Here is a 23,506-nt window from a genome sequence, read left to right on the forward strand (position 1 = left end):
GCCGTCGAGGCTGTAGTGACGTGGGGCTCATCCCCGCATACGCGGGGCGGACGCCTTCGGGCAGTCCCACGGGGATGGCCTCACCGGCTCATCCCCGCATACGCGGGGCGGACGCTGCACGTCGCCGGGCCGAGGTCGAAGAAGAGGGCTCATCCCCGCATACGCGGGGCGGACACTTCCTGACCTGCAGGAATACCGTTGGTTGAGCCATTTTACATACGACTTCGGTCTGGGTCGGACGCCGGCGCATGACGGAAAAGGTGCCAAGCATTCGGTCATGTCTCCGTCCTCATCCGTGATTCTCCCGCAACGACCGCGCGACGATGCGCAGGGCAGCCGTCAGCGCCTCATCGGAGACATCGGTGAAGCTGAGCATCACTCCGTGCGCGTCCTCAGGCCGGGTGCCGTTGGCATCAGCCGCCGAACGCTGTCCACCCGCCTCCCAATAGCCGCCGAGGTCCCCCACACGCACCCCGCGGGCGAGACAGGCCTCGGCGACGGAATGCGCGGTCCCCGCGTCACCCAGCCGCACCACCGCCTGTGCTCCGGAGACCATCTCCACCTCCCAGTCTGCGAGCGTCTCCAGCAGCCGCGCACGCCGGCGCACCAGCGCTCGCCTCCTGCGAGTGATGCTGCGCCGCAGCCCGCCCGAGGCCAGGTAGTCCGCCACGGCGCGCTGTGCGATCGCCGATGCCCCGGAACCGAGATCGCTGCGTGCCTGTGCGAGCGCGGGGACGAGTGCCGGCGGAGCGAGGATGTAACCCACCGCGGCCTCGGGCGTGAGCACCTGCGTGAACGTCCCCAGGTGCACGACGGACTCCGGTGCGAGGTCCCACAGCGTAGGCAGAGGCGCGCCCACGTGCCGATAGTCGCTGTCGAAGTCGTCCTCGATGACGAGCTGTCCTCGATCTGCCGCCTGTCGCAGCAGCTCGATCCGCCGAGGCGCAGGCATACCCGCGCCGGTGGGAAACAGGTGGTTGGGCGTGAGCAGGACGGAGCCGGCCGCCGCAGGCGTCAGCGACGGCACGGCTCCTGCGCTGTCAGTGGGCGCGGGGAGTGTGGGGACCATGAGCCTGCGCAGCACGCGCCGCAGACCCGGATAGCCCGGATCTTCCACAGCCATGGGCGCCAGCCTGTCCCGCAGTGCCGCAATGAGCAGTGCGAGGCCATCACGTGCTCCGGCGGTGATGACCAGCTGCGCGGGATCCACGGACATCGCACGCATGAGCCGCAGATGTTCGGCCACGGCCTCGCGCAGCTCCGGCAGACCCTGCGCGGGAGAGGAACCTGCCGCCCAGAAGTCATCGCCCGGGTGCTGGGGCACGGTCCGGCGGTCCGAAGGCTCAGGAGCCGTGGCGGCACGTCGCCAGGCCTCCCGCCAAGCGGGGTCATCCATACGCGGCGCGGCTCGTCGATGGGGGCTGAGGTCGATGAGCGAAGGAGCCGGGGCGCTCGCTGCCGCAGTGCGGGAGACAGCGGCAGTGCGGGCGTCCGCTCCTTGCGGCAGGCTCAGCTCGCCCGCTTCCGGATGCACTCGAGTGGTGCCGCCGGGTCGGCTGACCAGGTAGCCCTCGGAGATCAGCTGATCGTACGCGGCCACCACTGTTCCACGAGAAACGGACAGAGAGGCCGCCAGCGCACGGGTGGAGGGCACCGCCTGCTGCGGCTGCAGTGAGCCCGCCGCCACCAGCGTGCGGACGCCGGCGGCGATCTGCGCAGATGCCGGCATGCGCGCCGAGAGGTCGAGGACGAGCGGGAGAGTGGCGGCCATGAACGAATCGTATTCCGGCGAGACCGCAACTGGTCCAATGAAAGAAGTCGGAACTGGATCTTCTGCTGTACCGGTGGAGAGGGCCATGCTTGACCTCGTTCACCTTCGCCACGTTTTCCAGGAGTTCGAGATGACCGTCACCGCAGACCGGACCGCAGACGCCACAGACACAGCCTCCCGCCTCAACACCGGTCTGGCCCGCATGCTCAAGGGCGGCGTCATCATGGACGTCGTCACCGCGGAGCAGGCCCGCATCGCCGAGGACGCCGGTGCCGTGGCCGTCATGGCCCTGGAGCGCGTCCCGGCCGACATCCGCGCGCAGGGCGGCATCGCCCGCATGAGCGACCCGGACCTCATCGAGGAGATCATCGGCGCGGTCTCCGTCCCCGTCATGGCGAAGGCGCGGATCGGCCACTTCGTCGAGGCGCAGGTCCTGCAGGAGCTGGGCGTGGACTACATCGACGAGTCGGAGGTGCTCTCCCCGGCCGACTACGTCCACCACATCGACAAGCGCGCCTTCGACGTCCCCTTCGTCTGCGGCGCGACGAACCTGGGCGAGGCGCTGCGCCGCATCACCGAGGGCGCCTCCATGATCCGGTCCAAGGGCGAGGCCGGCACCGGCGACGTCTCCGAGGCGACCAGGCACATCCGCACCATCCGCGAGGAGATCGCGAAGCTGTCCGCACTGCAGCCGGACGAGCTCTACGCCGCCGCCAAGGATCTGCAGGCCCCCTACGACCTCGTCGCCCAGGTGGCCCGTGACGGCCGCCTGCCCGTCGTCACCTTCGTGGCCGGGGGAGTGGCGACGCCGGCGGACGCGGCGATGATGATGCAGATGGGCGCCGACGGCGTCTTCGTGGGCTCCGGCATCTTCAAGTCCGGCGATCCCGCTTCCCGCGCCAGGGCCATCGTGCACGCCACCACCCACTTCGAGGACGCGGCGGAGATCGCCAGGGTCTCACGCGGGCTCGGTGAGGCCATGGTCGGCATCTCCGTCTCGGAGCTTCCTGCTCCCCACCGCCTCGCTGAGCGCGGCTGGTGAACGGCAGCTCCGGCGCGGGCCGGGAGCCCGAGGTGAGCGGGGAGGCGCGCGCTCCGGCGGCCGGTTCCGCGCTCGCACCCCGCATCGGCGTCCTCGCGCTGCAGGGGGCCGTCGCCGAACATGCGGACCTCCTGCACGGACTCGGCGCCCAGGTGGTGCCGGTGCGGCGGCCGGACCAGCTGGCGAGCCTGTCAGGACTGGTGATCCCGGGCGGGGAGAGCACGGCGATCGCGCGCCTCGCCCATCCCCAGGGTCTCCTGCCCGCCGTCCGCAGGCGCATGGACGAGGGCATGCCGGTGCTGGGCACCTGCGCGGGCCTCATCCTGCTGAGCGAGACCGTGGTGCCCGAGGCCGGCCTCGCCGGACTGGACACCATAGGCGGTCTCCACGTCCGGACCCGCCGCAACGCCTACGGCCGCCAGCGGGACTCCTTCGAGGCGGAGGTGTCCGTGAGTCTGCCGGATCCCGGCGGGAGCTCGCCCGGCCCGAGGCCCATGCGGGCTGCGTTCATCCGCGCGCCGCTCATCGAGCAGGTCGGAGAGGGGGCTGAGGTCATCGCCACGCACGGCGGGCGTCCCGTTGCCGTGCGGCAGGGGCGGGTCCTCGCCGCGAGCTTCCACCCGGAGCTCACCGGCGACGACCGGCTCCATCGCGAACTCGTGCGGATCGCGTCGAGTCCTGAGGCCCTCGCCGCGAGCCCCGAGGCTGCCCTGCAGGCACCGCGACCTGCCCCCGCATGAGAGTCCGCGCGGTGCGGTAGAGCGACGCGCTCTCCGCGGTGAGCCTGCCGTCGGGGGCGGTGCGCACGTCTGCACCCGCGGTGACGACGCCGGAGGGTGTGGCGATGCGCAGCGCACCGCCCGCCGCGCTCGGGCGCGCGGCCTCGGCCACGGTGCTCCCGGGAATCTGCGCCGCCGCCGCGGTGCAGAGCGCTGCGGTGCCGGGTGTGGCGAGGTGCGTCTGCTCCATCGAGAGCACGCGCAGGGTGAGGTCGGCGTCCTCGGCGGCCACGGTCGTCCCGTCGAGCAGCCGGCAGGTGCGCGGACCTGCCACCAGCGCGATCTTGGGGACTGCGCGGGGAGCTGCGGCGTCCTCGGCGGCCATGCCCATCGCGACGGCACCGGCGCGCCGCAGGCGGTCGAGCCTCCCCATCAGCGCGGAGTCCGCATCCAGCTCCGCCGGGAGCTCGTCCCCGCGCAGTCCCAGATCCTCCGCACGGACGAAGACCATGGGATTGGCCGCGTCGATGAGTGAGGCGTGGTGCTCACCGTCCTCGAGCCGCAGCACGTCCGCAGCGGCGCCGGTGGGGAGCAGTGCCCCGGTCCGTGAGCCTGCCGGGCGGAGATAGCGGAGCTCGATGGGGGAGCCGGTCCCGGAGACCCCGGGAAGCACAAGAGGCCCCGAGGCGGACGCCGTGCCGTTCTCCACCCGCAGCTGCACCTCGATGTGCTTCTCCGTGTTCGTGTTGAAGATCCGCACTGTCTGCGGCCCGTCGGGGAGGACGAGGAGACCGCTCTCCAGTGCGAACGGCACAACAGCCGCTGACAGATTGCCGCAGTTGCCGGAGTAGTCCACCACCGGTGCATCCACCGCGACCTGGCCGACGGTGTAGTCGAGCTCTGCCCCGGCGCGGTCGGAGGCGGTGACGCTCACCACCTTGGACAGCGACGAGATCCCGCCGCCCATGCCGTCGATCTGCCGGCCGAACCTGTCCGGAGAGCCCAGCGCACGCAGATAGAGCGCGTCCCGGTCCGGACCCCGCGGAGGCAGATCCTGTTCTGCGAAGAAGAGACCCTTGCTGGTCCCGCCGCGCATGAAGGCGGCGTTCGTCCACTGCATGAGGGCGCTCCGATCTGTGTGGGGTTCCGTGAGCCGGGCGTGCACCTTCTGTGCGCCCCCGGCCCTCGCGAGGAATGAAGAAGGCCTCTCGATCCGCGTGTACAAGCGGATCGAGAGGCCTCTCGGAGTGGGGTGGCTAACGGGACTTGAACCCGCGACCCCCGCGACCACAACGCGGTGCTCTACCAGCTGAGCTATAGCCACCATGTGCACGAGCGGCACCGGAGCGCCGTTCGGACAACAGAAGAAAGCATAGACCCGTTGGGGTGCGGGAGCCAACTCTCAGGCGGATGGGGAGGTGAGATGCTCGTCACGCACGCGCCGAGCGTGGGTCTGCAGGCAGCGCCGGGATGCCTCCGGCGGCCTCGGGGAGACCTCCGGCGCTGACGGCGTCGCAGCACCTGCTGGGGTAACTATTGGGACTCGGAAAGGGGATGGGCGGCGTTCTTCGACCCGAACGTACTTACACTGGTGGTCGCGCTCAGTGCGCCGCAGCCATTTCATCGTCGCAGCACTTCCCGAGGTCGACCCACACCATGCCCCACGCTCAGATCGCCGTTGCACAGGACCGCAGCGCAGAAGTGAGCATCGACGGCGCCGTCACCCCGCACCCGGACCTCGGGTCCGCGATGGCGCACCTCGCCGGGCATGCGCGCTCTGCACAGGTGTCTCTGCAGGTGACCATCGCAGACGGCGGCATCGCGCGTGAGATCCGCATCAGTGAGAACGGCCAGATCGCCGCCCTGCCCGCGGGGGAGTCGGGTGAGGATGCCGTGCCGCCGGACGGCGAGGCCGCCGCCCGGGTCCCGGACGGGAGTGCGGGTGCGGAGCCGGTGGAGGGCGCCGTCGCAGCGGCCTCGGACCCTGAGGCCGGCGCATCCGCAGACGCCGGTGCGCCCACAGATCTCGCGGTCCCGGCCTCGGACGACGAAGGCCCCGCCTACCCGCTCTACGCGCAGGCGCCCGCCGGTCTCGATGCGGATTCGCAGCGTCCGGCGAGCGGATCCGCGGATGACGAGATCGCCCGGTCCACGGAGGTGCAGGCCGGCGAAGGGGCGGAGCGCCAGGACCGGGAGACGGCCTCGGAGGCGGAGTTCCCCGTGGGCACACGCTACTCCGGACCTGCGGAGACCATCCCCGGCTCCGGCGCGACGGATCCGCAGGAGCGCGGCGCGAAACGGCGCAGGGGGACGGACGCGGCACGTTCCCGCCGGCGTCCAGCGGTTCACGCTCCGCGGGGTATGCGCCTCACGGTCCCCGGTCTGGTCCTGGCCGTGCTCCTCGTCCTTGCGATGGCCTTCTTCTTCCTTCCCGATCTCATCGGCACTCCCGCCGCGAAGGAATCCGAGGTGCCCACCAGCTCCACCGTCCCCAGCCGCGTCCCCGTGACGCAGGAGAAGTCCACCACTCCGGTTCCCGGCTACGCGGAGGAACCGGAATGGGAGGCCGAGGTGCCGCAGACGGCCTCGGTGACCGCCTCCTCCCGCGGGATCCTGGTGGTGGACGGCGGGGATCTCTCCGTGCTGGACCCCACGACGGGCGAGGTCCGCTACTCCAACGAGTACTCCGGCACCGTCTCGTTCGCCGCGGACACCGTCATCGAGGGGCGGGCCGCGCTCGTCTGGCGCTACGAGAACCGGGTCGAGGCGCTGTTCGACGGCGAGGACAGCACGGTCGCCTACGACCTCAGCCCCACGGCGCGCATGTCGTCCGCCGGGGACAGCGTGCTCATCCGCGAGGGCAATGACCTCAGCACCCTTGCGGCCGACGGCTCGTTCGTCGACATCCCCACGCCTCCTCCGGGCTCCACGCCCATGGCGGTGGACGGCGGTCGGCTGGTGAGCGCCCCCTTCGACGGCCCGCTGGAGCTCACGGACATCGCGAGCGGGGAGATGGAGCGCCTCGACCTGGAGTCGCCCGGCGACGGTCTCGAGATCAAGCAGTGGAAGTCCGCCGGGCACGGCCTCGCGATCACGGTCTGGGGCGAGCCCGAGGCCAACCCGACATCAGGGCAGCGACTGCAGCTGGCCGTGCACAGCCTTCAGGACGGGAGCCTGTCATCCGTCAACGAGGTCTCCAGCGGGGAGCTCGGGGAGGCCGACTGGACGCGGGGGCAGGACTACAAGCTCGCGGTCATCGGCCCGTATCTCTACGACCTCCGCAGCGGCCTGCTCGTCATGGACGGCACGGAGAGCGGAGTGCAGCTGGGGGAGCCGCGGGGCGACCTGGTGCCGGGTTCGCAGGCGGGCGCCGGAGTCATCCTCGCGGACACGGTCTCCGGCGGTCCGACCGCCTACACCACGGGTGCCGACCTCCTCGCAGTGGTCGACGACGCCCGTTACGCAATCGTGCGCTCAGGTGCGGACCGCGTGGTGGCGTACCCGCAGGACTGAATTCCGGCCGTGCTGCGGCGACAGCTCTCTCACCGGCGGAATCGCGCGAGAAGCGGCAGGTTTCCCTGCAGGGTCTCCGGGGCGACTTCTGTAAAGATTTGAACACATAAGATCGCGATACGGTCACGAAGACGGATAGAGTGGGAGAGAACCGATCCCTGCCTTCCCGAGGATCCATGACGCGTAGACCACGGCTCGCACTCGCGACGGCAGTCGCCGTGTGCCTCGCCGCTTCCCCGCTCCCCGCCCATGCACAGCCGGACATGGGCGCCGGGGGTGTGCCGACCACCTCCTCGGCGGCATCCGCCGGGGCGGATGCCCCTGCCGGCGACCCCGGGGCGCACACCCCGGCCGAGGCCGGTGTGCAGGGAGCGGAGTCCTCCGGCGGAGTGCTGCCCACGGGCGGTCCGACACAGGAGCCCGAGTCCTCCCCGAGCCCCTCGGGAGACCCCAGCCTGGAGCCCACGGAGGATCCCACGGACGATCCGTCCGGAGACCCCACGGAAGAGCCGACTGACGGCCCCACCGAGTCCCCCTCGCAGAGCCCCGCTCCCTCCCCGTCCCGGGACGACGGTGAGGGCGAGCCGATGCCCGTGCCCTCACGGCCCGGCGGCGACCGGCCGGGCGGCGACGATTCCGGCGACGTGCCCACGTCCGGCGGTGGGAAGTCCACTCCGGGCGGCAGGATCGAGGATCCCTCGACCGGCAACGGCGGCTCACGCGGCTCGTCGCAGCCGGGCGGTGCCTGGGCTCCCCCGGAGGAGCAGGGCCCGGACTACTCCGATCCGGTTCCGCGCGCGCCCGGTGAGGGCGAGGACGAGTCCATCACGGAGGAAGCCGGGCAGAACCCGCAGAGCGCAGCGGCCAAGGACGACGGCGCGGCCGGCACGGATTCCGATGCGGCCGGCGGAGTCGCGATCGGCGGTCTCTCCTGGCCGTTCGCGCTGCTCATCGCTGTGGGCCTCGCCGCACTGGGCGTGATCGCCTTCCTCCTGGGCAGGCGGCGTCACGGAGCCGAGGCCCCCGCGGACTGAGCACTGCTGAGGCTGCGGCTGTCGTCGCAGAGGCTTCCCACCGCATCCCCCACTGCGTCAGCCCTCACCTGCCCTTCCGCAGGTGAGGGCTGAGCCGTTCCCGGCCCTACAGGGTGAGGCTCGGGTGCAGGTCCTTCATCCGCAGGACCCGCTTCTGCGCGCAGGCGAAGGTGCTCACCGCCAGTGCGAGGATGCCGAACAGCGCCAGGCAGGCCGCGGCGTTGAGCACGGCCGCGGTGTCCCCGCCGGCGATCATCCCGCGCAGGCCCTTCACGGCGTACGTCATGGGCAGGAACGGCGAGATCCACTGGAAGAACGCCGGTGCCGTCTCCACCGGATAGGTGCCGCCGGCCGCGCCGATCTGGAGCATGAGCAGCACGAGGGCCACGAGCCTGCCGATCGAGCCGAACAGGACGACGCACATGTGGTGGACGGCGTGGAACGAGGACGCCACGACCACGGAGAACACGAACGTCCACAGCCAGGTGGAGACGGAGAAGTCGAGGATGAAGGCGAGCACCGTCCACAGCACCACCACCTGCAGGACGCCGAACAGGAGGCCCGGGACGAGGCCGGACCACGCCACCCGCAGCGAGCTCGCGGACGAGGCCAGTGCGCGGTGCGGGTAGGCCTTGAGCACCATGTAGGTGATCATCCCGCCGATCCACAGCGCGAGGCCGATGAAGAAGGCCGCGAGCCCCTGGCCGTAGACGTGCACGGGGTTGAGGGTGTCCTTGTGCGCGTCCACGGGCAGGGCCACGACGTCGGAGCGGACGTCCCGGTCCGCGGAGTCGAACGTCGGGATCTCCTCCACGCCGTCCGCCAGCCCGTCCGCGAGCTCTCCCGAGCCGTCGTCGAGCTGTGCGGCGCCGTCGTCCAGCTGCACGGCCCCGTCCGCGAGCTGCCCGCCCGCGTCCGCGGCGCTGCCGGCTCCCTCAGCCAGCTGCACCAGTCCGTCTGCGAGTTCGCCCGCCCCGTCGTCCAGCTGCTGTGCGCCGTCGTCCAGACGCACGATCCCGTCGCGCAGGGTGCGGGCCCCGCTTGCCACCTGGGTCGCCCCGTCGTCCAGGGTGCTGATCTGGTCGTCCGCCTCATGCACCGCGTCCAGCACGCCGTCGGCCAGCTCGCGGGCGTCGTCCTCATAGCCCTGGGCTCTCGAGCGCGCGTCCTTCGCCGCGTCCTGTGCGGAGTCCAGATCGGATTCCAGCCCGTCGAGGGCGTCCTGCAGTTCGCCCACGCGGGGATCGTCCGGATAGTCCTCGGCCAGGGCGTCCACCCGCGCGGAGAGATCGTCGGAGACCTTCGCCCGGCCGTCCTCGAAGCGATCGGCGGCATCGTCGAGAGCCGGCCCCGCGCTGTCCACGAGATCGCCCACGCGGCCGTCGAAGTCGTCCGCCTTGGTGCGGATCTCGTGCGCCTTGTCGCTGAGCGCCCCGGTGCCGTCGGCCACCTGCCCTGCGCCGTCGGCCAGATCGCGGCTGCCGGTGCGCGCCTCGGCGGTGCCGTCGGCCAGATCGGAGGCGCCCGAGGCCAGCGTCCCTGCGCCGTCCGCCGCGGTGTCGGCCGCGGTGTGGAGCTCGTCGAGTCCGTCGCGCAGCTGCCCGGAACCGTCCACCATGTCGCCGGTGCCGTCATGCAGCTGCCCTGCGCCGTCATGGAGGTCCCGGGCCCCGTCGGCGGCCTCGGCGATCTTGTCGTGGAGGTCGTTGAAGCCCACGAAGATCTGGTCGGCGTACTCCGCCGTGGTCGTCTCGTTGAGGCCCGCCTTGATGCCGGTGAGGATGGTGTTCGCGACCTGGCCCAGCACGTAGTTGTTGGCGTCGTTGGTCGCCACGCGCAGCTCCGCGCGCTCCGGGTCGTCACCGCCGGCGGAGACGAGCTTCTCCGAGAAGTCCGCGGGGATGGTGAGGACCGCGGCGTAGGATCCGTCCGCCAGTCCCTCCGCGGCGGTCTCCACGTCCGCGGTCTCCCAGGCGAAGCCCGCGGCATCCTTCTCCGTGACGGTGTCGACGAGCTCGTCCCCGGCGTGCAGCTCCTCCGGCGGCGCGTCCTCGTCCGCGCCCGTGGGCGCAGGCTTCTCCGCACCCCGATCCAGGTTGACCACGGCGGCCGGCAGGTTGTCGAGGTTGCCCGTCGGGTCCCAGTTGGACGCCAGGTACAGACCTGCGTAGAGGGAGGGGATGACCATGATCACCACCATCGCGAGGCGGGTGAGGGTCGTCCGGCGGAAGCGGGAGAGCTCGAGCCAAGGCAGGGAGAGCATTGAGGTCCTTCGTCGATGCGCTGCGGATCCGTGGGTGCGGCGGACCGGGCGTCCGCCGCGATGTGCGAGGGGCGATCCGAGGGCGCGGCGCGTGCGGATCGTCGGGGTGTGCGGGGAGCAGACTCAGCCGGGAGACCGGGAGATGTCGAGGGTGAGGACGTCCTCGGCCAGGTCCGGCACCCGGGCGCAGAGCTCGTTCAGCTGTGCATCGTCAGCACAGGTCACCACGAAGGTCCGGCGCTCGTCGGTGAAGACGCCCTCGCGGCGGTACAGCAGGACCCCCAGCCAGGCGATCGTCCGGTCGCGCGGGTCGCGCAGGAGGTCGATGTCGTCCACCGCGACGACGGGGGTGTGGTCCATCGAGGTGAGGGCGAGCTGCAGGAAGAACTGCTGGAGCGGCGTGAGTTCGGAGACGTAGGTGGACTCGCTGACGCTCAGGACGAAGTCCGCGTCCAGCACATCGGCCGGACGGAACCCGGGGATTCCGGACTCGCGCAGGATCGTCATGGCGGAGACCACGACCTCGCGCAGCTTGTCGATCTCCCGGGTGACCTTCGAGCGTGAGATCCACGGCTTGTACCAGGGCTGGGTGGTGATGAGCCGTTCCGCGATGTGCTCCGCCACGGAGAGGTTGCTCTCGAGGTCCGTGACCCCGTGCACGTGTGCCAGCCCCACGAGGGTGCGCACCTTCCGGCCCTGCTTCTGCGTGTCGAACCCGCGGACCGAGGCCGTGCCGGAGCTCGGCCGCATCCTGCCGGCGATGCTGAGGAGGAGGCAGGTCTTGCCGGACCCCTCGGCTCCGCGGAGCACGAGCAGCCCGCCCTCGGGCACCTCGGCGGTGACGTCCGTGTAGACGGGGCCGCGGGAGGTGCTCATGGACAGGCCGTCGACGCTCACGGCGGGCTCGCGGTGGTGCTCCGCCGTCTCCGCGCTCTCGCTCATCTCCACACTCACCTGTCCCATGATCCGCGCAGGCATGCGCATCCGCAAGGCGAACGGCGAAGCCGTGGCCACTCTCACTACCGCCGGGTAACAAAACGGCGGACGGCGCCGTGCCGCGGATCCGCGAGCGGTGCGGACGCACGCGGGCCGGAGGTCCACGGCAGGGTCATGAGGGCCCAGAGCACGGCCGCGAGGAGAGCCTCCCAGAACACATAGGCCGGCCACGGGCCCAGGAGGTCCAGGATCGAGGGTCCCTGCGGCGCCCGTGAGAGATAGGAGTAGTTGGCTCCCGTCATGCCGTTCACCGTGACGGCGAGACAGGCCCAGGCGATCGTCGCCGCGCAGGTGATCCCGTATCCGCGCCAGGTGGGCCGGTACCCGAGTCCCCAGACGAGCACGACGGGGGTGAGGAGCACGCTGATGTGGAGGTACCAGAAGAGCACGTACTCGACGACGGGCACGGAGAAGTAGTTGAGGTCCGGTGTGAGCACGGACTGGATGTTGAGCGTGAGACCCCAGTAGTAGGAGATCGCGATGGCCCAGCCGGAGCGTCGGATCAGCGCGACGGCGGTGATGATCCGCAGCGCGTCGGAGTAGTGGAAGGGCAGGGACTGGTCGATGTTCCAGTTCCACGGCAGGAAGTCCCGCGCGAATCCCATGAGCGCGACGGCGAGGACGATCCAGCCGGAGATCCGCAGGATGCGGTCCTCCCTGTCCGTGCCCGCGATCCGGCGGGCTCCCCAGACGAGTGCGAAGCCCGCGATCACGGTGAACGCCAGGGCGCACAGATGCTCGGGTCCGAGCAGCGGCATGCGCCCGATGGGCTCCAGGCGGATCGACATGAGGGAAGTGTATGCGGTCCCCGTAGTGTATGCGGATGTCCTCGCCGAGGGAGCCGCGCGCTGCGCGGGTGCAGACATGACGAAGGCCCTTCGCCGGCGTTTCCGCCGGCGAAGGGCCTTCGTCCTCTGTACACCCCCCGGGACTTGAACCCGGAACCCACTGATTAAGAGTCAGTTGCTCTGCCAATTGAGCTAGAGGTGCGCAACGAGAAGAAAGACTACCCGCTTTCGGTCGAGGAGGGAAGCGGGCGAGACGGTTCGGGGGAGAGATTCGCACCACACTCGCGAGAGGGCGGCATGCGGGCCGAGGCGCCTGGTGCGGGTCGGGGTGCCGCCGCGTGCGGCGGGAGCATGACGAAGGCCCCTCACCTGGCGCGATGCCTGGTGAGGGGCCTTCTCCGGTACACCCCCCGGGACTTGAACCCGGAACCCACTGATTAAGAGTCAGTTGCTCTGCCAATTGAGCTAGAGGTGCGCAACGGGATGAAACTATACCCCTCCGCGCGGCCGGTTCCAACCCGGAGAGGCGGATCCGGACGAAAAGTGCTCCGTCTCACCCCGGGTGCGCCGCCCGGCGGGTGGGGCGGCGCACCCCGCTGGCACCTCGGGGCATCTCAGAGGTACAGGCCGGCGGCCTCGTCGGTGGCGGACTCCGCGATCGCGTGCACGTCGCGCTCGCGGAGGAGCACGTAGCCGGCTCCCTCCAGCTCGACCTCGGCGAGGTCCTGCGGGTCGAAGAGGACCGAATCGCCCAGCTCGACCTGGCGGACGAGGGGGCCGGCGGCCGCCACCGTTCCCCACGCCAGGCGCTTGCCGACGGAGGCGGTGGCCGGAATGAGGATCCCGGCGGACGACTTGCGCTCTCCGCCGTCCTTCGCCGGGGCCACGAGGAGGCGGTCGTGCAGCATCCGGATGGGCAGGTCCGGCGTCTCAGCCACGGCGACCACGGAAGGCGAGGAAGCCGATCACACCTGCCGCCGCGAGAACTGCACCGCCCACCGCCGCGATCCGCTCGACGCGGGGCGAGCCGCTCTCGTCGATGATGAGGGACTTCGCGGAGTCCGCCGCCCGTGCTGCCAGAGCCTTGGGGTGCAGGCGACCCACGAGCTCGTCCACGTTGGCGGCCAGGCGCTGCTCGCGCAGGCGGATGGACTCGACGAGCTGCTCGCGCGTCGCGGTGTCGACCGTGACGTCCGAGGTGTACACGTTGCTGGACATGCGCTCACTTCCTAGTGCGTGGATCGGTTCCTCCCGGCGCACGCGCGCCGATCGCCTCCGAGCCTACCGCGAAGAGGCGCCCCTCACGCAGTGCGGCGGCACGGTACCGGGAGCCTCGCGGCTAGGCTGGACGGCAGCGGGCGGGACAGGTCTCGCCCGGCACGGCACAGCACCCGAACAGGAAGAGCGAGGACCCCCATGACGCGCTTGGAACCCGGCGACGCAGCCCCGGACTTCACCCTGAATGACCAGGACGGCAGCCCGGTGACCCTCTCCGACCTCCGCGGCTCGCGCGTGGTCGTCTACTTCTACCCCGCGGCGATGACCCCCGGCTGCACCACCCAGGCCTGCGACTTCCGCGATTCGCTCGACGCGCTCGCGGCGCAGGGCATCCGCGTGCTGGGAGTCTCGCCGGACGAGCCGGCGAAGCTGAAGAAGTTCCAGGAGCGCGACGGCCTCACCTTCACGCTGCTCTCCGACCCGGAGAAGAAGGTCCTCACCGAGTGGGGCGCCTACGGTGAGAAGAAGAACTACGGCAAGGTCGTCCAGGGCGTCATCCGCTCCACCGTGGTCGTCGATGCCGAGGGGGTGGTGGAGCTCGCCAGGTACAACGTCAAGGCCGCCGGTCATGTGGCGCGCCTGCGCCGGGACCTGGGGATCGACGAGGCCTGATCGGACGCCGAGGCCGGCGCCGGTGCGCCTGGCCGGTCTTCGGTAGACTGACCGCCGCGCGCGTGTGGCGGAATTGGTAGACGCGCTGGATTTAGGTTCCAGTGTCCCAGGACGTGGGGGTTCGAGTCCCCCCATGCGCACAGCCGGCGCCTCACCAGGATCCTGACGTCCAGGTGAGGCGCCGCTCCGCTGTCCTGGGCGGATCAGTCATGGGGCCCGAGCTGAAGTTCGTGGCCGAGGATGACGGCGTGCACCCGGTCCCTGAGCTGGAGCTTGGCGAAGATCGAGTTGATGTGCGATTTCACGGTGGAGTGGGCGAGGTGCAGCTCTGCGCCGATCTCTGCGTTGTTCAGTCCGCGTGCGACGGCGGAGAAGATGTCCCGCTCGCGAGGGCTCAGCACCTCGAGCCGGACGGCTCTCGTCTGTGCGCTCCTGCTTCTCCGCGCCTCCTGTTCCGACGAGGCGAGGTAGTGCTCGACGAGCTGTGAGGTGAGGCGCGGTGCGACGACCGCCTCCCCGCCGGCCACGGTCCTGACCGCGGAGACGAGTGCCTCGGGGGTGGTCGTCTTGAGCAGGAAGGCGCTCGCGCCCGCTCTGAGGCTGCCGAAGGCGTAGTCGTCGAGGTCGAACGTGGTGAGCACGATCACCCTGACCGCGGGGTGCCGTTCCGTGATGATCCGGGTCGCTTCGATGCCGTCCATGCCCGGCATCCGCACGTCCATGAGCACGACGTCGGGGACCGCGCGGTCGAGCAGGGCGAGCGCCGGTGCGCCGTCTCCGGCCTCGCCGATGACCTCGATGCCGTCCGCGGAGTCGAGGATCAGGGCGTTGCCGGCCCGTTCGAGCGGCTGATCGTCGACGACGACGATGCGGAGGGAAGCCGGCGCGAGTGTGCTCATGCCTGTTCCGGTCCTTTCAGGGGGAGTACGGCCCGAACCCGCCAGCCGGTGCCCGGGGCGTCTGCGGCAGTGGGGACCGGCCCGGCTTCGAAGGTGCCGTGGAAGGCCGCGGTACGCTCCCGCATCGCGCGGAGGCCCAGACCCGCTCCGAGCGACTCGACGGCGGTGCCGGGTCTGCCGTTGTCCGTGACGGTCACTGCGAGGCGGTCGTCGCACTCGTGGACGGCGGCCTCGACGTGCGTCGCCTCCCGTGCGTACCGGAGGGCGTTGGTGAGGGCCTCCTGCACGAGGCGGTACACCGTCGTCCGCAGCGCCGGCTCGCTCGGCTGCGTCGCAGCATCCAGGACGACGGGCAGCCCGGCGGCGCGGAACACCGCGATCAGCTCCTCCAGCGGGGGCAGGCTGTGGCCGGAGTGCTGCAGATCGGCGCCGAGGGCATCGTCGTGCTCGCGGAGCAGGCGGAGGATGCGCTGCATCTCCTCGAGCGCCTGTGCGCCGACGGTGCCCAGCTGTTCCAGCGCCTCGCGCGCCCGGGCGGGATGCTTCTCCCAGCCTGCGCGCGCCCCGCCTGCGAGTGCGATCATCACGGTGACCGAGTGCGCGACGACATCGTGCATCTCAGCGGTGATGCGGGCGCGTTCCGCGGCCGCCGCCCGCTCCTCCCTCATCGTGATGAGGTTCCTGATCGCAGCCCGCCGGCCGCGGCTCGCCCGCACGGCGACGCCGGTCGCAAGCGCCGCCAGCGCGATCGGGTCGATGCCGACCGCCGCCGGCTGCTCCCTGGTCCCCAGCAGCACTGCGAGCCCCGAGGACGCGAGGATGACGGCCTGAGCGGCGAGATAGCCGAGGAACGCGGTGCGCAGTCTCGTGAGGGAGGCCAGGGTGTACACACCGAAGGCGCTCTCCATGGTGGCGGCCGTGGTGCCCATCGCGGCAAGGGGGTTGAGAGCGGCGAAGCCGACCGCGAGCAGCAGTGCCGCGAGCGGATGCGAGCGCCGCCACCAGACCACCAGCGCCACGCCCGCAGCGCAGAGGTGCCCGAGCCAGGCATGCGCATGCGGCTCGAGCAGCAGTGCCGCCACCGGGGGAGCGGTGCAGACCAGGATGATGAGCACGTCGAAGATGCGCGGGCGAGCCGCGAACCAGCGGACGATCCGGGGCCGCTCCAGCACCGGATCGCTCAGCGTCCCCGCGGTGCTCACGGGCACTTCGGTGCTCACGGGCGCGGGTGCCCTCTCTGCGGTGCTGCTCTGCGCGTCATGGCCGTCCTCTCCCCGTCGAGGATACGGACGGGCCGCCCTCACGACCACCACCCCTGGGTGGAGACTCGCCCGGGCTCACCCATGACATCTCCACCCCAGGCCGGTGTCCGTCCCCGGTGCAGGGTTCCTAGCGTTGGCGGCATCAGCCGGAGCAGTGCGAATGCGAGAGGGGCGGAGCATGGGCGTGACGACAGATGCCGGAGCGGGCGAGGCAGAGGCTGAGAACCGGTGCTGGGTGCTCCGGGCTGAGGGCGTCAGCAGAGCCTTCGGGGACACCCGGGCGCTCGTGGGAGCGGACGTCGATCTCCGTGCCGGTGAGGCGGTCGCGATCATGGGGCCGAGCGGACCGGGGAAGTCGACGCTCCTGCACGCGCTCGCGGGCATCATCGCCGTCGATGGGGGAAAGGTGCTCCTGCGCAGGTCCGACGGCAGCGGGATCGACGACCTCGCTGCCGTCGGAGACGAAGCGCTCCGTGCTCAGGCTGCGTCGCTTCGGCTTCTTCTTCCAGGCGGGTCTGCTGATCCCGGAGCTGACGGCCGAGGAGAACGTCGCTCTCCCACTGCTCCTGTCCGGGCGGGGCAGGGCGGAGGCTGTCAAGCGGGCGAACGCCGAACTCGCGCGGCTCGGGATGCCCGGCCTCGGGGTCCGCCGGATCGGTCAGCTCTCCGGCGGTCAGGCGCAGCGGGTGGCCTTCGCCCGTGCACTGGCCGCCGATCCGGCGATCATCTTCGCGGATGAGCCTACCGGCGCACTCGACTCCCGCACCGCCGACGACGTGCTCGACGCCCTGCTGGCCTCGAACGAGGGCGCCGGCCGGGCATTGGTCATCGTCACACACGACGAGAGAGTCGCAGGGCGCTGTGATCGGATCGTACGCCTGCGCGACGGGCGGATCGAGAGCTCGTCGTGAACCCGTACGCAGTGTTCCTGCTCATCCGTCCGTCCCGCTCCTCGGTGCTGCTCGCGCGCTTGCAGCTGCTCGCCTCCGGTACGACCACGCTGCTCGCCTTCGCGGTCGCCATGCTCGCGGCGGCGTTCCGGAACGTGCCCACCGAGGAGATCGGCTACACGGTGCTCGCGGTCTCACTCGTGGGGCTGCTGATCGTGCCGCTCCTCACGCTCGGCTCCGCCACCGTTCGTCTCGCCGCCCGCAGCCGCGACGACCGGCTGGCGACGCTGCGACTGCTCGGGGCCACCGCGGGGCAGGTGCGCAGAGTCGCGGTCGCCGAGGTGACTGCGATCGCGGCAGCGGGGGTGCTGCTCGGCACCGCTCTTGCCGCTGCCCTCCCGTTCCTGCTGAGCCTGCTCACCATCTACGGGCAGCCGCTGCGTGCGGAGGATCTCTGGCTGCCATGGTGGGTGACGACGGCGCTTCCGGTCGTCCTGGTGATGGTGGCGGCGATCAGCGGCCTGTTCGGTCTGCGTCGAGTGGTGCTCTCCCCGCTCGGCGTGCGGATGCGACAGGACGCGCCGACGCTGAGCCGGCTGCGCTTCGTGGCCGCCCTGGTGGTGCTGGCCGGCGCGGTGCTGGTGATGCAGAACATCTCACCAGGTTGGGGAGCGGTCGTCATCACTGCTGCGGTCGCCGCGTCCGTGCTCGGCATCATGGCGATGCTCGGCGTGGCCGGCCCCTTCGTGCTCGCGCTGTTCTCCCGACGCTGTGCGCGGCGCACGGAGGATGCGGCACGTCTGCTCGCCGCACGCGGTGTGCTCGAAGATCCCCAGGCGGCATGGCGCAGCGTCTCCGCACTCGCGCTCGCCTCGTTCGTGCTGATCCCGGCGGGAAGCATGCTCGGCTTCCTCGAGACCATCCAGGCCGGCGAGAGCCGCGAGATCATGACGGCCGACCAGCTGCTGCTCTTCAGCGATGCGCGCATCATGGTCATCGCACTCGCCGCGATCTCGTTCCTCGTGGTCGCCTGTCAGGTGGCGATCACGCAGACCGCCGCCGTCATCGAACGCCGCGACCTCTACGTCGCCTGCGACCGCATCGGCATGCCGGTCGCGGAGATGGATCGGGCACGCAGGCTGCGGGTGACCATGCCCGCCGCCGTCGCCGTGCTCGGGGCCGCCGGGGCCGCCATCGCGCTCGCATTCTGGCTGGTCGTCGCGGCAGCGGTCACGGCACCGCTGTTCATCGCGACGACGGTGCTCATCCTCCTGCTCGGACTGCTGCTCGTCCACGGCGGAGTCGTGTCGACGCGACCCGTGCTGCGCCGCGTGCTCGCAACACCCGCGCGCGGTGAATAGCCGTGGAGACCGCGTTCGGCCTCGGCCTGCTCGGCACCGCCATTTCGACGAGCTTCATCGCACTGGCGCTCGCGCCGGTCAGCGTGGTGCAGCGGCTCACCCCGGTGAGGGGAGCGATCTGCACCTCGGAACACAGCACGTCCGCGTCGCCTCGATCCTCGCCGTCTCGACGGTGGCCGCTGCGGGAGTCCTGGTGGTCCGGTGCCTCGTGCCCGCACGAGCCATCCGCCTGCTGGGTCTGCTGACGAGTGCGGTGGTGTTCGGCAGCATCACCACGGTTCTCAAGACGCTGGTTGCCCATGTCTCGGCAGAGGGGCTGCAGGCGGCCCTCGGCGCTTCGACCGTCCATGTGAGCCTCTTCGCGGTCGTCACGGGCGGAGTGGTGGCGAATGTGCTGCTCCAGACCTCTCACCGCTTCTTCCCGGCGCCGGTGGTGCTCGCGGCGCTCACGATCATCGATCCGCTCACGGCGGCGGTCGTCGGGATCACCGTGCTGGGCGAAGCCTCGCTCACGCCTGCGGCCGTCGCCGGCCTCGCTCTGTCAGGTGGACTTGCGTGCTCCGGCGTGCTCGGTCTCAGCCGCCTGCGCCGGAGTGCGTCCCCTCAGCACGCGCCCACGGCCGCGCTCCTTCCGGAGGAGTCTCCGTCGCAGATGGACCGCAGGGCCGGGTTCAGTCCGGTTCGGCCTGCTCGGAAGAGGCGCTGAGCGCGGCGAAGAAGCGGAGCACGGAGGCGCGGTCGTCCGGTGTGAGCGCAGCGACGGCGCGGAACCGCTGCGCGTGGCTGCGGCCGATCGAGGCTCTGGCGGAGGCCGCCGTCGACTCGGTGACCTCGAGGACGGTGCGGCGGCGGTCCTCGGGGTGCGCTCGCCGTCGGATGTGTCCGCCGGCCTCGAGCCTGTCGGTGAGCTTGGTCGCCGCCGCGGCGGAGAGCCCGAGGTGCCGGGCGACCATGCCGGGCGTCGTGGGGACTCCCTGTCGATGCGCGGCGATGAGATACCGCAGGGCCCGCATATCGGTCTCACCGAGGCGCATGTACCTGCGTGCCTCCTCGCTCAGCGAGCGCTCGAGGTCCCTCCAGCCGTTCATCGCCTCGAGGACGGCGACCACTTGGTCGACCTCGTGCCGGGGGAGATCACGCACGTCCAGCAGCTCTCCCGCGGGGTCCATGCTGCGGGGGTCCAGGAGAGACCGCACTTCGGCATTCCCATCGTTCGCGCTCGCGGCCATGTCACGATCCTAGCCTGGATTGAAATTACACTAAGAATACTATTAACTGAGTGAAGTAAATACTGAGCTGAGCCGAGACGACCGGAGGCCCCGTCATGACAGCTGCATCATCCGTTCCGTACGCCTCGCCGGCCTCTGCGCCCGGCGAGTCCTTCGCTGCCGCACCGCAGCGGTACGACGCACTTCTCCTGGCCGGGTTCGGCGGTCCGGAGGGCCAGGAGGACGTGATCCCGTTCCTGCGGAACGTGACGCGGGGGCGCGGCATCCCCGATGAGCGCCTTGAGGAGGTGGCGCACCACTACCGCCGGTTCGGCGGGGTGAGCCCCATCAATGCCCAGAATCGCGCGCTGAAGGCGGCGATCGAGGCGGAGCTCGCTGAGCGCGGCATCGATCTGCCGGTGTACTGGGGCAACCGCAACTGGTCGCCCTATCTGTCCGAGGCCGTCCAGCAGGCCGCCGATGCCGGCGACACGCGCCTGCTGGCATTCGCGACGAGCGCCTACAGCTCGTTCTCGAGCTGCAGACAGTACCGCGAGGACTTCGCCCGCGTGCTCGAGGAGACGGAGCTGGCCGGAGCGGTCACCATCGACAAGATCCGCCAGTTCTTCGACCATCCGGGCTTCATCGATTCCTTCGTCGGCAGCCTCGCCGAGTCGCTCGGCGGCTTCCTCGATGAGGGGCTGCCTGCCGGGGCGGTCCGGGTGCTGTTCACCACCCACTCGATCCCCACTGCGGATGCGCAGCGCTCGGGTCCGCGTGACAGGGACTTCGGTCCGGGAGGCGCCTATGAAGCGCAGCACCTTGCCGTCGCGGCGGCTGTGATGAGACGTGTGGCGCAGCGTGACGCACGGCTGAGTGGGGTTGCATGGGAGCTCGTGTACCAGTCGCGCTCCGGTCCGGCCTCGCAGCCGTGGCTCGAGCCGGACGTCTGCGAGCGCATCGCACAGCTGCCTGCGGAGGGGGTGGAGGGGATCGCGATCTCCCCGATCGGGTTCGTGAGCGACCACATGGAGGTGCTCTGGGATCTCGACACCGAGGCGCTCGAGGCCGCGGAGGACGCCGGCCTCCGGGCGGTGCGCACGGCGACCCCGGGCACCGATCCCGCGTTCGTCTCCGGCATCGTCGACCTCGTCGAGGAGCGCATGGCCGCGGTCGATCCCGCGGCACGCCCGGCGGAGACCGCGCTCGGACCGTGGTTCGACGTGTGCCGCCCCGGCTGCTGTGAGAACGTGCGCGCCGGATTCCGGCCGGCTGCCGCAGGTGTGGCCCCGTGAGCGGGCGGAGGGGCTGTGGTCCGCGGCGGTTCGCCGTCTCGCTATCACAGGTGTGATAGTTTCGGGAGTGTGACACCCACGGCAGCCTCGGCCCGCTCGGAGAACGGCCCCAGCTGCCCCTGACCACGGCGAACGGAGGTCGATGAGTATGCCGGCGTGGCTGTTCGCGCTGTTCGCCGCCGCGTTCGTGCTGTACACGGACGACTACGTGATCGCGGGCATCCTGCCCGAACTCGCCCGCGACCTCGCCGTCTCCGAGGGCCAGGCCGGGCAGCTCGTGACGGTTTTCTCCGTCACCGTCGCGGTCGCGGCACCCCTCGCCGCGGTCGCTCTCGCACGGATCCCGCGGCGAGGGCTCTTCGTCGTCTCACTGCTGGTCTTCGTCGCAGCGAACCTCGCGGCAGCGGCAACGCCGTCATTCGCCGTCCTGATGCTGCTGCGCGTCGCCGCGGCGCTCGCGGCGGCGAGCACCACTCCGGCACTGTTCGCGTTCGCGGCTGCGCACGCACCCGCGGAGAAGGTGGGGCGGTACATCGCCCTCGTCTCCCTCGGCGTCACCGGCTCGATCGCCGCCGGGGTGCCCCTCGGCACCTGGATCGGCGGCGCGTTCGGGTGGCGAGCCACGTTCGCGGCGATGGCCGTCGCCGGAACGCTGGTGCTGGTGTTCGTCCTCGCAGCCCTGCCCCGCGCCGAGAGGCCGGGTGAGACCCTGGCTCTGCGCGAGCAGCTGCGCACACTGCGGCAGCTGCCGATCTCTCTGGGACTGCTGGCGAACTGCGTGCTCATGACCGGTTCGATGATGATGCTCACCTACCTCGCCCCGTACCTGGCCTCGACCACCGCGGCCGGGGTGGAGGAGCGGGCGCTCGCGTTCGGCCTGTCCGGGATCGCGGGCATCCTCGGCATCTGGCTCGGCGGCATCGCCACCGATCATTGGGGCGCAGACCGAGCGCTCCTGTGCGGAATCGCCGTGATCGTCGCGTCCATGCTCGCGCTCTGGGGCCTCTGGGCCGCCCGCCCCGTGCCGCTGCCGCTCGTGCTCGTCGCGGCCACCGTCTGGGGCGGCATGGCGTTCTGGAACTCACCGGCCATCCAGGCCCGCCTGCACCACCTCGCAGGCCCCGTATCCGGCCATGCCCTCGCGCTCAACACCTCAGGCACCTACCTCGGCGTGTCCGTCGGAGCCGCGGTCGGGGGCTCCGTGCTCTCCGGCATCGGGCCGGGCGGCCTCCCGCTGTTCGCGGCGGGCTTCGCCGTCGCAGCGCTCCTCCTGCTCGCCCTCGCCGCGTATGCGTCCGCGTCGCCGGGGCGGCAGGGCCGGATAGTCTGACCGCGCGGAGAGCGCACAGAGCACGGAGCGCACAGAGCATGAGGAGGCGGCGTGGACGGTGAGGAGCTGCAGCGACTCGCGGCCGAACGCACACAGGAGCTGCCGGGCGCGGGTCTCGAACACCCCTTCGGTCCCGAGTGGGACGTCTTCAAGGTGCGCGGCAAGGTGTTCATGCTGCTGACCGTCCTCGCGGACGAGCCGCTCGTCACCCTCAAATCCCATCCGGACGACAGCCGCTCACTCCGGGAGGCGTATGCGGAGATCACACCGGGGTATCACATGAACAAGCGGCACTGGATCACGCTGCGGGCGGGATCCGCCCTGGACCCGCAGCTGGTCGAGGACCTCGTCACGGAGTCCTACCTGCTGGTGGTCGAGAAGCTGCCGCGCGCGCAGCGTCCCGTGGCACCTGATTCCTTTGGATAGAACCGAGATAAAGGGGGAGGCGGCACCGGTGCGACCCTTTGCCGGAGCGGTTGTCAGCCGGTGGTTCGTCCGTGGGCCGGCTTGGGCTCGGTGGCTTGAGCGTGATGCTGCTTCTGCCGTCAGTGTGAAGTCGCATGAGTGCACACCGCTAACAGCACGCATGTCGGGATTCCAGATCGATGCGGGCAGGCGCTTCCCTGACGTCTGCGTCGTGTATCAACCGGGATGTGGGAGGGCCTCTTTCTGCGAGGTGAAGGGTGGTCGAGACACCGGGCCGAGGCTTTGCTCACGAGGTTCTCACGTGAGCCTCGATTGTGATGTATTGCACATGTCGGGATTCCAGTTTAGTGTCGGTTGTGCAGTTGCTCACAATGTAGTGGGGTTGCCAATCTGCCCCTCTGCATGAATCGGAGGGGGTCTGTTCCATGGTCCAGCAAAATGCACCAGATGGGGGGCGCGGGCGTGCGCCCACGCTCCCCGAACCCGGCGGGGGAGGAGTGCTCGGACGTGCCAAGAGTTGGCTCGCCATTGCGGCTGCGGCCGCAGTAGCGACAAGTGGCCTGGTGCTTGTCAGCTCTTCCGCGGCGGACGCCCGGATGGCAACGGGCGGATCGGGGAAGTGGCGCTCGATGATCAGCTGGATGGAGTGGCCGGGCGACTCTACAGGGAAGATCGCCGAGGGCGCCGTGGCACAGACCCGGCAGCAAATCGGAAACGAGGTCATGACGACCTCGTGCACCATGACCAATATGGCTCTTCGGACATCCGGTGGGGGGGGCGCGCCGGGTGAGGTTCGGCGGGTAGGGGTCGAGGTCCCCG

Annotated in this window: 21 protein-coding genes, 4 tRNA genes and 1 CRISPR repeat array (1 of these 26 cut by a window edge); of the genes, 12 read left to right on the top strand and 13 right to left on the bottom strand. The window is 70.6% G+C overall.

From position 1 onward, the window contains the following. A CRISPR array of direct repeats spans nucleotides 1–174; the repeat unit is 29 nt; unit sequence GGGCTCATCCCCGCATACGCGGGGCGGAC; it begins 771 nt to the left of the window's first position. A gap of 115 nt (nucleotides 175–289) precedes the next feature. Continuing rightward, complete coding sequence (gene pdxR, locus ABD240_RS11820; RefSeq protein ID WP_344337401.1) at nucleotides 290–1,771, bottom strand: MocR-like pyridoxine biosynthesis transcription factor PdxR; 1,482 nt, start codon at nucleotides 1,769–1,771, stop codon at nucleotides 290–292. A 130-nt stretch (nucleotides 1,772–1,901) separates the two neighbouring features. Here pdxR and pdxS point away from each other — a divergent pair, with 130 nt between their 5' ends. Together pdxS and pdxT are read left to right on the top strand one after the other, a co-directional pair. After that, nucleotides 1,902–2,813 (top strand): pyridoxal 5'-phosphate synthase lyase subunit PdxS, encoded by a 912-nt coding sequence (gene pdxS, locus ABD240_RS11825; protein WP_344337402.1) that lies wholly within the window; start codon nucleotides 1,902–1,904, stop codon nucleotides 2,811–2,813. Next, a complete protein-coding gene (gene pdxT / locus ABD240_RS11830) occupies nucleotides 2,810–3,553 on the top strand; it encodes a pyridoxal 5'-phosphate synthase glutaminase subunit PdxT (protein WP_291791548.1) in 744 nt (247 codons plus the stop codon). The genes pdxS and pdxT overlap by 4 nt, the downstream gene beginning before the upstream one ends. Here pdxT and ABD240_RS11835 read toward each other — a convergent pair. Together ABD240_RS11835 and ABD240_RS11840 are read right to left on the bottom strand one after the other, a co-directional pair. Then, nucleotides 3,441–4,652 (bottom strand): PrpF domain-containing protein, encoded by a 1,212-nt coding sequence (locus ABD240_RS11835; protein ID WP_344337404.1) that lies wholly within the window; start codon nucleotides 4,650–4,652, stop codon nucleotides 3,441–3,443. The two genes, pdxT and ABD240_RS11835, sit on opposite strands and share 113 nt — an antisense overlap. Before the next feature lie 128 nt (nucleotides 4,653–4,780). After that, a tRNA-His gene (locus ABD240_RS11840) sits at nucleotides 4,781–4,856 on the bottom strand. A 332-nt stretch (nucleotides 4,857–5,188) separates the two neighbouring features. On the opposite strand from ABD240_RS11840, the gene ABD240_RS11845 reads away from it, so the two are divergent. Together ABD240_RS11845 and ABD240_RS11850 are read left to right on the top strand one after the other, a co-directional pair. Further along, entirely contained in the window at nucleotides 5,189–7,045 is a 1,857-nt protein-coding gene (locus ABD240_RS11845) for a hypothetical protein (protein ID WP_344337405.1), read from the top strand. 176 nt (nucleotides 7,046–7,221) lie between these two features. After that, entirely contained in the window at nucleotides 7,222–8,079 is an 858-nt protein-coding gene (locus ABD240_RS11850) for a hypothetical protein (protein ID WP_344337407.1), read from the top strand. 106 nt (nucleotides 8,080–8,185) lie between these two features. Here ABD240_RS11850 and ABD240_RS11855 read toward each other — a convergent pair whose 3' ends face one another. The 7 genes from ABD240_RS11855 to ABD240_RS11885 form a co-directional block, all read right to left on the bottom strand. Beyond that, complete coding sequence (locus ABD240_RS11855; protein ID WP_344337408.1) at nucleotides 8,186–10,342, bottom strand: YhgE/Pip family protein; 2,157 nt, start codon at nucleotides 10,340–10,342, stop codon at nucleotides 8,186–8,188. Nucleotides 10,343–10,465: 123 nt separating this feature from the next. Beyond that, entirely contained in the window at nucleotides 10,466–11,320 is an 855-nt protein-coding gene (locus ABD240_RS11860; RefSeq protein ID WP_344337410.1) for an ATP-binding cassette domain-containing protein, read from the bottom strand. A 41-nt stretch (nucleotides 11,321–11,361) separates the two neighbouring features. Continuing rightward, a complete protein-coding gene (locus ABD240_RS11865; RefSeq protein ID WP_291794832.1) occupies nucleotides 11,362–12,126 on the bottom strand; it encodes a YwaF family protein in 765 nt (254 codons plus the stop codon). 129 nt (nucleotides 12,127–12,255) lie between these two features. Beyond that, nucleotides 12,256–12,328, bottom strand: a tRNA-Lys gene (locus ABD240_RS11870). A 200-nt stretch (nucleotides 12,329–12,528) separates the two neighbouring features. Then, nucleotides 12,529–12,601 (bottom strand) — tRNA-Lys (locus ABD240_RS11875). Nucleotides 12,602–12,740: 139 nt separating this feature from the next. Further along, on the bottom strand, nucleotides 12,741–13,034 hold the full coding sequence (locus ABD240_RS11880) for a GroES family chaperonin (RefSeq protein WP_291794835.1): 294 nt from the start codon (nucleotides 13,032–13,034) through the stop codon (nucleotides 12,741–12,743). Between the two features lie 22 nt (nucleotides 13,035–13,056). Continuing rightward, a complete protein-coding gene (locus ABD240_RS11885) occupies nucleotides 13,057–13,344 on the bottom strand; it encodes a DUF3618 domain-containing protein (protein ID WP_291794831.1) in 288 nt (95 codons plus the stop codon). Between the two features lie 198 nt (nucleotides 13,345–13,542). Between ABD240_RS11885 and bcp the strand changes: the two genes are divergently transcribed. Both bcp and ABD240_RS11895 read left to right on the top strand, forming a co-directional pair. Then, complete coding sequence (gene bcp / locus ABD240_RS11890; RefSeq protein ID WP_291794830.1) at nucleotides 13,543–14,016, top strand: thioredoxin-dependent thiol peroxidase; 474 nt, start codon at nucleotides 13,543–13,545, stop codon at nucleotides 14,014–14,016. A 58-nt stretch (nucleotides 14,017–14,074) separates the two neighbouring features. Continuing rightward, nucleotides 14,075–14,156 (top strand) — tRNA-Leu (locus ABD240_RS11895). Between the two features lie 63 nt (nucleotides 14,157–14,219). Here the strand turns inward: ABD240_RS11895 and ABD240_RS11900 are convergent. Continuing rightward, complete coding sequence (locus tag ABD240_RS11900; protein WP_344337412.1) at nucleotides 14,220–14,915, bottom strand: response regulator; 696 nt, start codon at nucleotides 14,913–14,915, stop codon at nucleotides 14,220–14,222. Then, on the bottom strand, nucleotides 14,912–16,135 hold the full coding sequence (locus tag ABD240_RS11905; RefSeq protein WP_344337413.1) for a sensor histidine kinase: 1,224 nt from the start codon (nucleotides 16,133–16,135) through the stop codon (nucleotides 14,912–14,914). The genes ABD240_RS11900 and ABD240_RS11905 overlap by 4 nt, the downstream gene beginning before the upstream one ends. A gap of 515 nt (nucleotides 16,136–16,650) precedes the next feature. Here ABD240_RS11905 and ABD240_RS11910 point away from each other — a divergent pair. From ABD240_RS11910 to ABD240_RS11920, 3 genes are all read left to right on the top strand, one after another. After that, nucleotides 16,651–17,088, top strand: a complete 438-nt coding sequence (locus ABD240_RS11910) for an ABC transporter ATP-binding protein (protein WP_344337415.1) — start codon at nucleotides 16,651–16,653, stop codon at nucleotides 17,086–17,088. Beyond that, nucleotides 17,085–18,428 carry an FtsX-like permease family protein gene (locus ABD240_RS11915; RefSeq protein WP_344337416.1) on the top strand — a complete coding sequence of 448 codons (1,344 nt, stop codon included), beginning with the start codon at nucleotides 17,085–17,087 and terminating at the stop codon, nucleotides 18,426–18,428. Before ABD240_RS11910 ends, ABD240_RS11915 begins: the two co-directional genes overlap by 4 nt. 208 nt (nucleotides 18,429–18,636) lie before the next feature. Further along, nucleotides 18,637–19,134 carry a hypothetical protein gene (locus tag ABD240_RS11920; protein ID WP_291794825.1) on the top strand — a complete coding sequence of 166 codons (498 nt, stop codon included), beginning with the start codon at nucleotides 18,637–18,639 and terminating at the stop codon, nucleotides 19,132–19,134. Here the strand turns inward: ABD240_RS11920 and ABD240_RS11925 are convergent. Then, nucleotides 19,100–19,657 (bottom strand): MarR family winged helix-turn-helix transcriptional regulator, encoded by a 558-nt coding sequence (locus tag ABD240_RS11925; RefSeq protein WP_344337418.1) that lies wholly within the window; start codon nucleotides 19,655–19,657, stop codon nucleotides 19,100–19,102. The two genes, ABD240_RS11920 and ABD240_RS11925, sit on opposite strands and share 35 nt — an antisense overlap. 95 nt (nucleotides 19,658–19,752) lie before the next feature. Between ABD240_RS11925 and ABD240_RS11930 the strand changes: the two genes are divergently transcribed. The 3 genes from ABD240_RS11930 to ABD240_RS11940 all read left to right on the top strand — a co-directional run bounded on the left by ABD240_RS11930 (nucleotide 19,753) and on the right by ABD240_RS11940 (nucleotide 22,687). Further along, entirely contained in the window at nucleotides 19,753–20,931 is a 1,179-nt protein-coding gene (locus ABD240_RS11930; RefSeq protein WP_291794823.1) for a ferrochelatase, read from the top strand. Nucleotides 20,932–21,073: 142 nt separating this feature from the next. Continuing rightward, nucleotides 21,074–22,261: an MFS transporter gene (locus ABD240_RS11935; RefSeq protein ID WP_344337419.1), complete on the top strand. Its 1,188-nt coding sequence runs from the start codon at nucleotides 21,074–21,076 to the stop codon at nucleotides 22,259–22,261. 51 nt (nucleotides 22,262–22,312) lie between these two features. Beyond that, nucleotides 22,313–22,687 carry an MmcQ/YjbR family DNA-binding protein gene (locus ABD240_RS11940; RefSeq protein ID WP_344337421.1) on the top strand — a complete coding sequence of 125 codons (375 nt, stop codon included), beginning with the start codon at nucleotides 22,313–22,315 and terminating at the stop codon, nucleotides 22,685–22,687. Nucleotides 22,688–23,506 lie beyond the last annotated feature (819 nt).

The organism is Brevibacterium salitolerans (assembly GCF_039531405.1).
Taxonomy (GTDB): domain Bacteria; phylum Actinomycetota; class Actinomycetes; order Actinomycetales; family Brevibacteriaceae; genus Brevibacterium; species Brevibacterium salitolerans.

Excerpts from the sequence above, each read along its gene's own strand:
- ABD240_RS11860 (WP_344337410.1), bottom strand. The coding sequence starts at position 11,320 with ATGCCTGCGCGGATCATGGGACAGGTGAGTGTGGAGATGAGCGAGAGC.
- pdxS (WP_344337402.1), top strand. The coding sequence starts at position 1,902 with ATGACCGTCACCGCAGACCGGACCGCAGACGCCACAGACACAGCCTCC.
- ABD240_RS11925 (WP_344337418.1), bottom strand. The coding sequence starts at position 19,657 with ATGGCCGCGAGCGCGAACGATGGGAATGCCGAAGTGCGGTCTCTCCTG.
- ABD240_RS11930 (WP_291794823.1), top strand. The coding sequence starts at position 19,753 with ATGACAGCTGCATCATCCGTTCCGTACGCCTCGCCGGCCTCTGCGCCC.
- ABD240_RS11835 (WP_344337404.1), bottom strand. The coding sequence starts at position 4,652 with ATGCAGTGGACGAACGCCGCCTTCATGCGCGGCGGGACCAGCAAGGGT.
- pdxR (WP_344337401.1), bottom strand. The coding sequence starts at position 1,771 with ATGGCCGCCACTCTCCCGCTCGTCCTCGACCTCTCGGCGCGCATGCCG.
- bcp (WP_291794830.1), top strand. The coding sequence starts at position 13,543 with ATGACGCGCTTGGAACCCGGCGACGCAGCCCCGGACTTCACCCTGAAT.
- ABD240_RS11855 (WP_344337408.1), bottom strand. The coding sequence starts at position 10,342 with ATGCTCTCCCTGCCTTGGCTCGAGCTCTCCCGCTTCCGCCGGACGACC.
- ABD240_RS11865 (WP_291794832.1), bottom strand. The coding sequence starts at position 12,126 with ATGTCGATCCGCCTGGAGCCCATCGGGCGCATGCCGCTGCTCGGACCC.
- ABD240_RS11900 (WP_344337412.1), bottom strand. The coding sequence starts at position 14,915 with ATGAGCACACTCGCGCCGGCTTCCCTCCGCATCGTCGTCGTCGACGAT.
- ABD240_RS11880 (WP_291794835.1), bottom strand. The coding sequence starts at position 13,034 with ATGCTGCACGACCGCCTCCTCGTGGCCCCGGCGAAGGACGGCGGAGAG.
- ABD240_RS11845 (WP_344337405.1), top strand. The coding sequence starts at position 5,189 with ATGCCCCACGCTCAGATCGCCGTTGCACAGGACCGCAGCGCAGAAGTG.
- ABD240_RS11885 (WP_291794831.1), bottom strand. The coding sequence starts at position 13,344 with ATGTCCAGCAACGTGTACACCTCGGACGTCACGGTCGACACCGCGACG.
- ABD240_RS11935 (WP_344337419.1), top strand. The coding sequence starts at position 21,074 with ATGAGTATGCCGGCGTGGCTGTTCGCGCTGTTCGCCGCCGCGTTCGTG.
- ABD240_RS11850 (WP_344337407.1), top strand. The coding sequence starts at position 7,222 with ATGACGCGTAGACCACGGCTCGCACTCGCGACGGCAGTCGCCGTGTGC.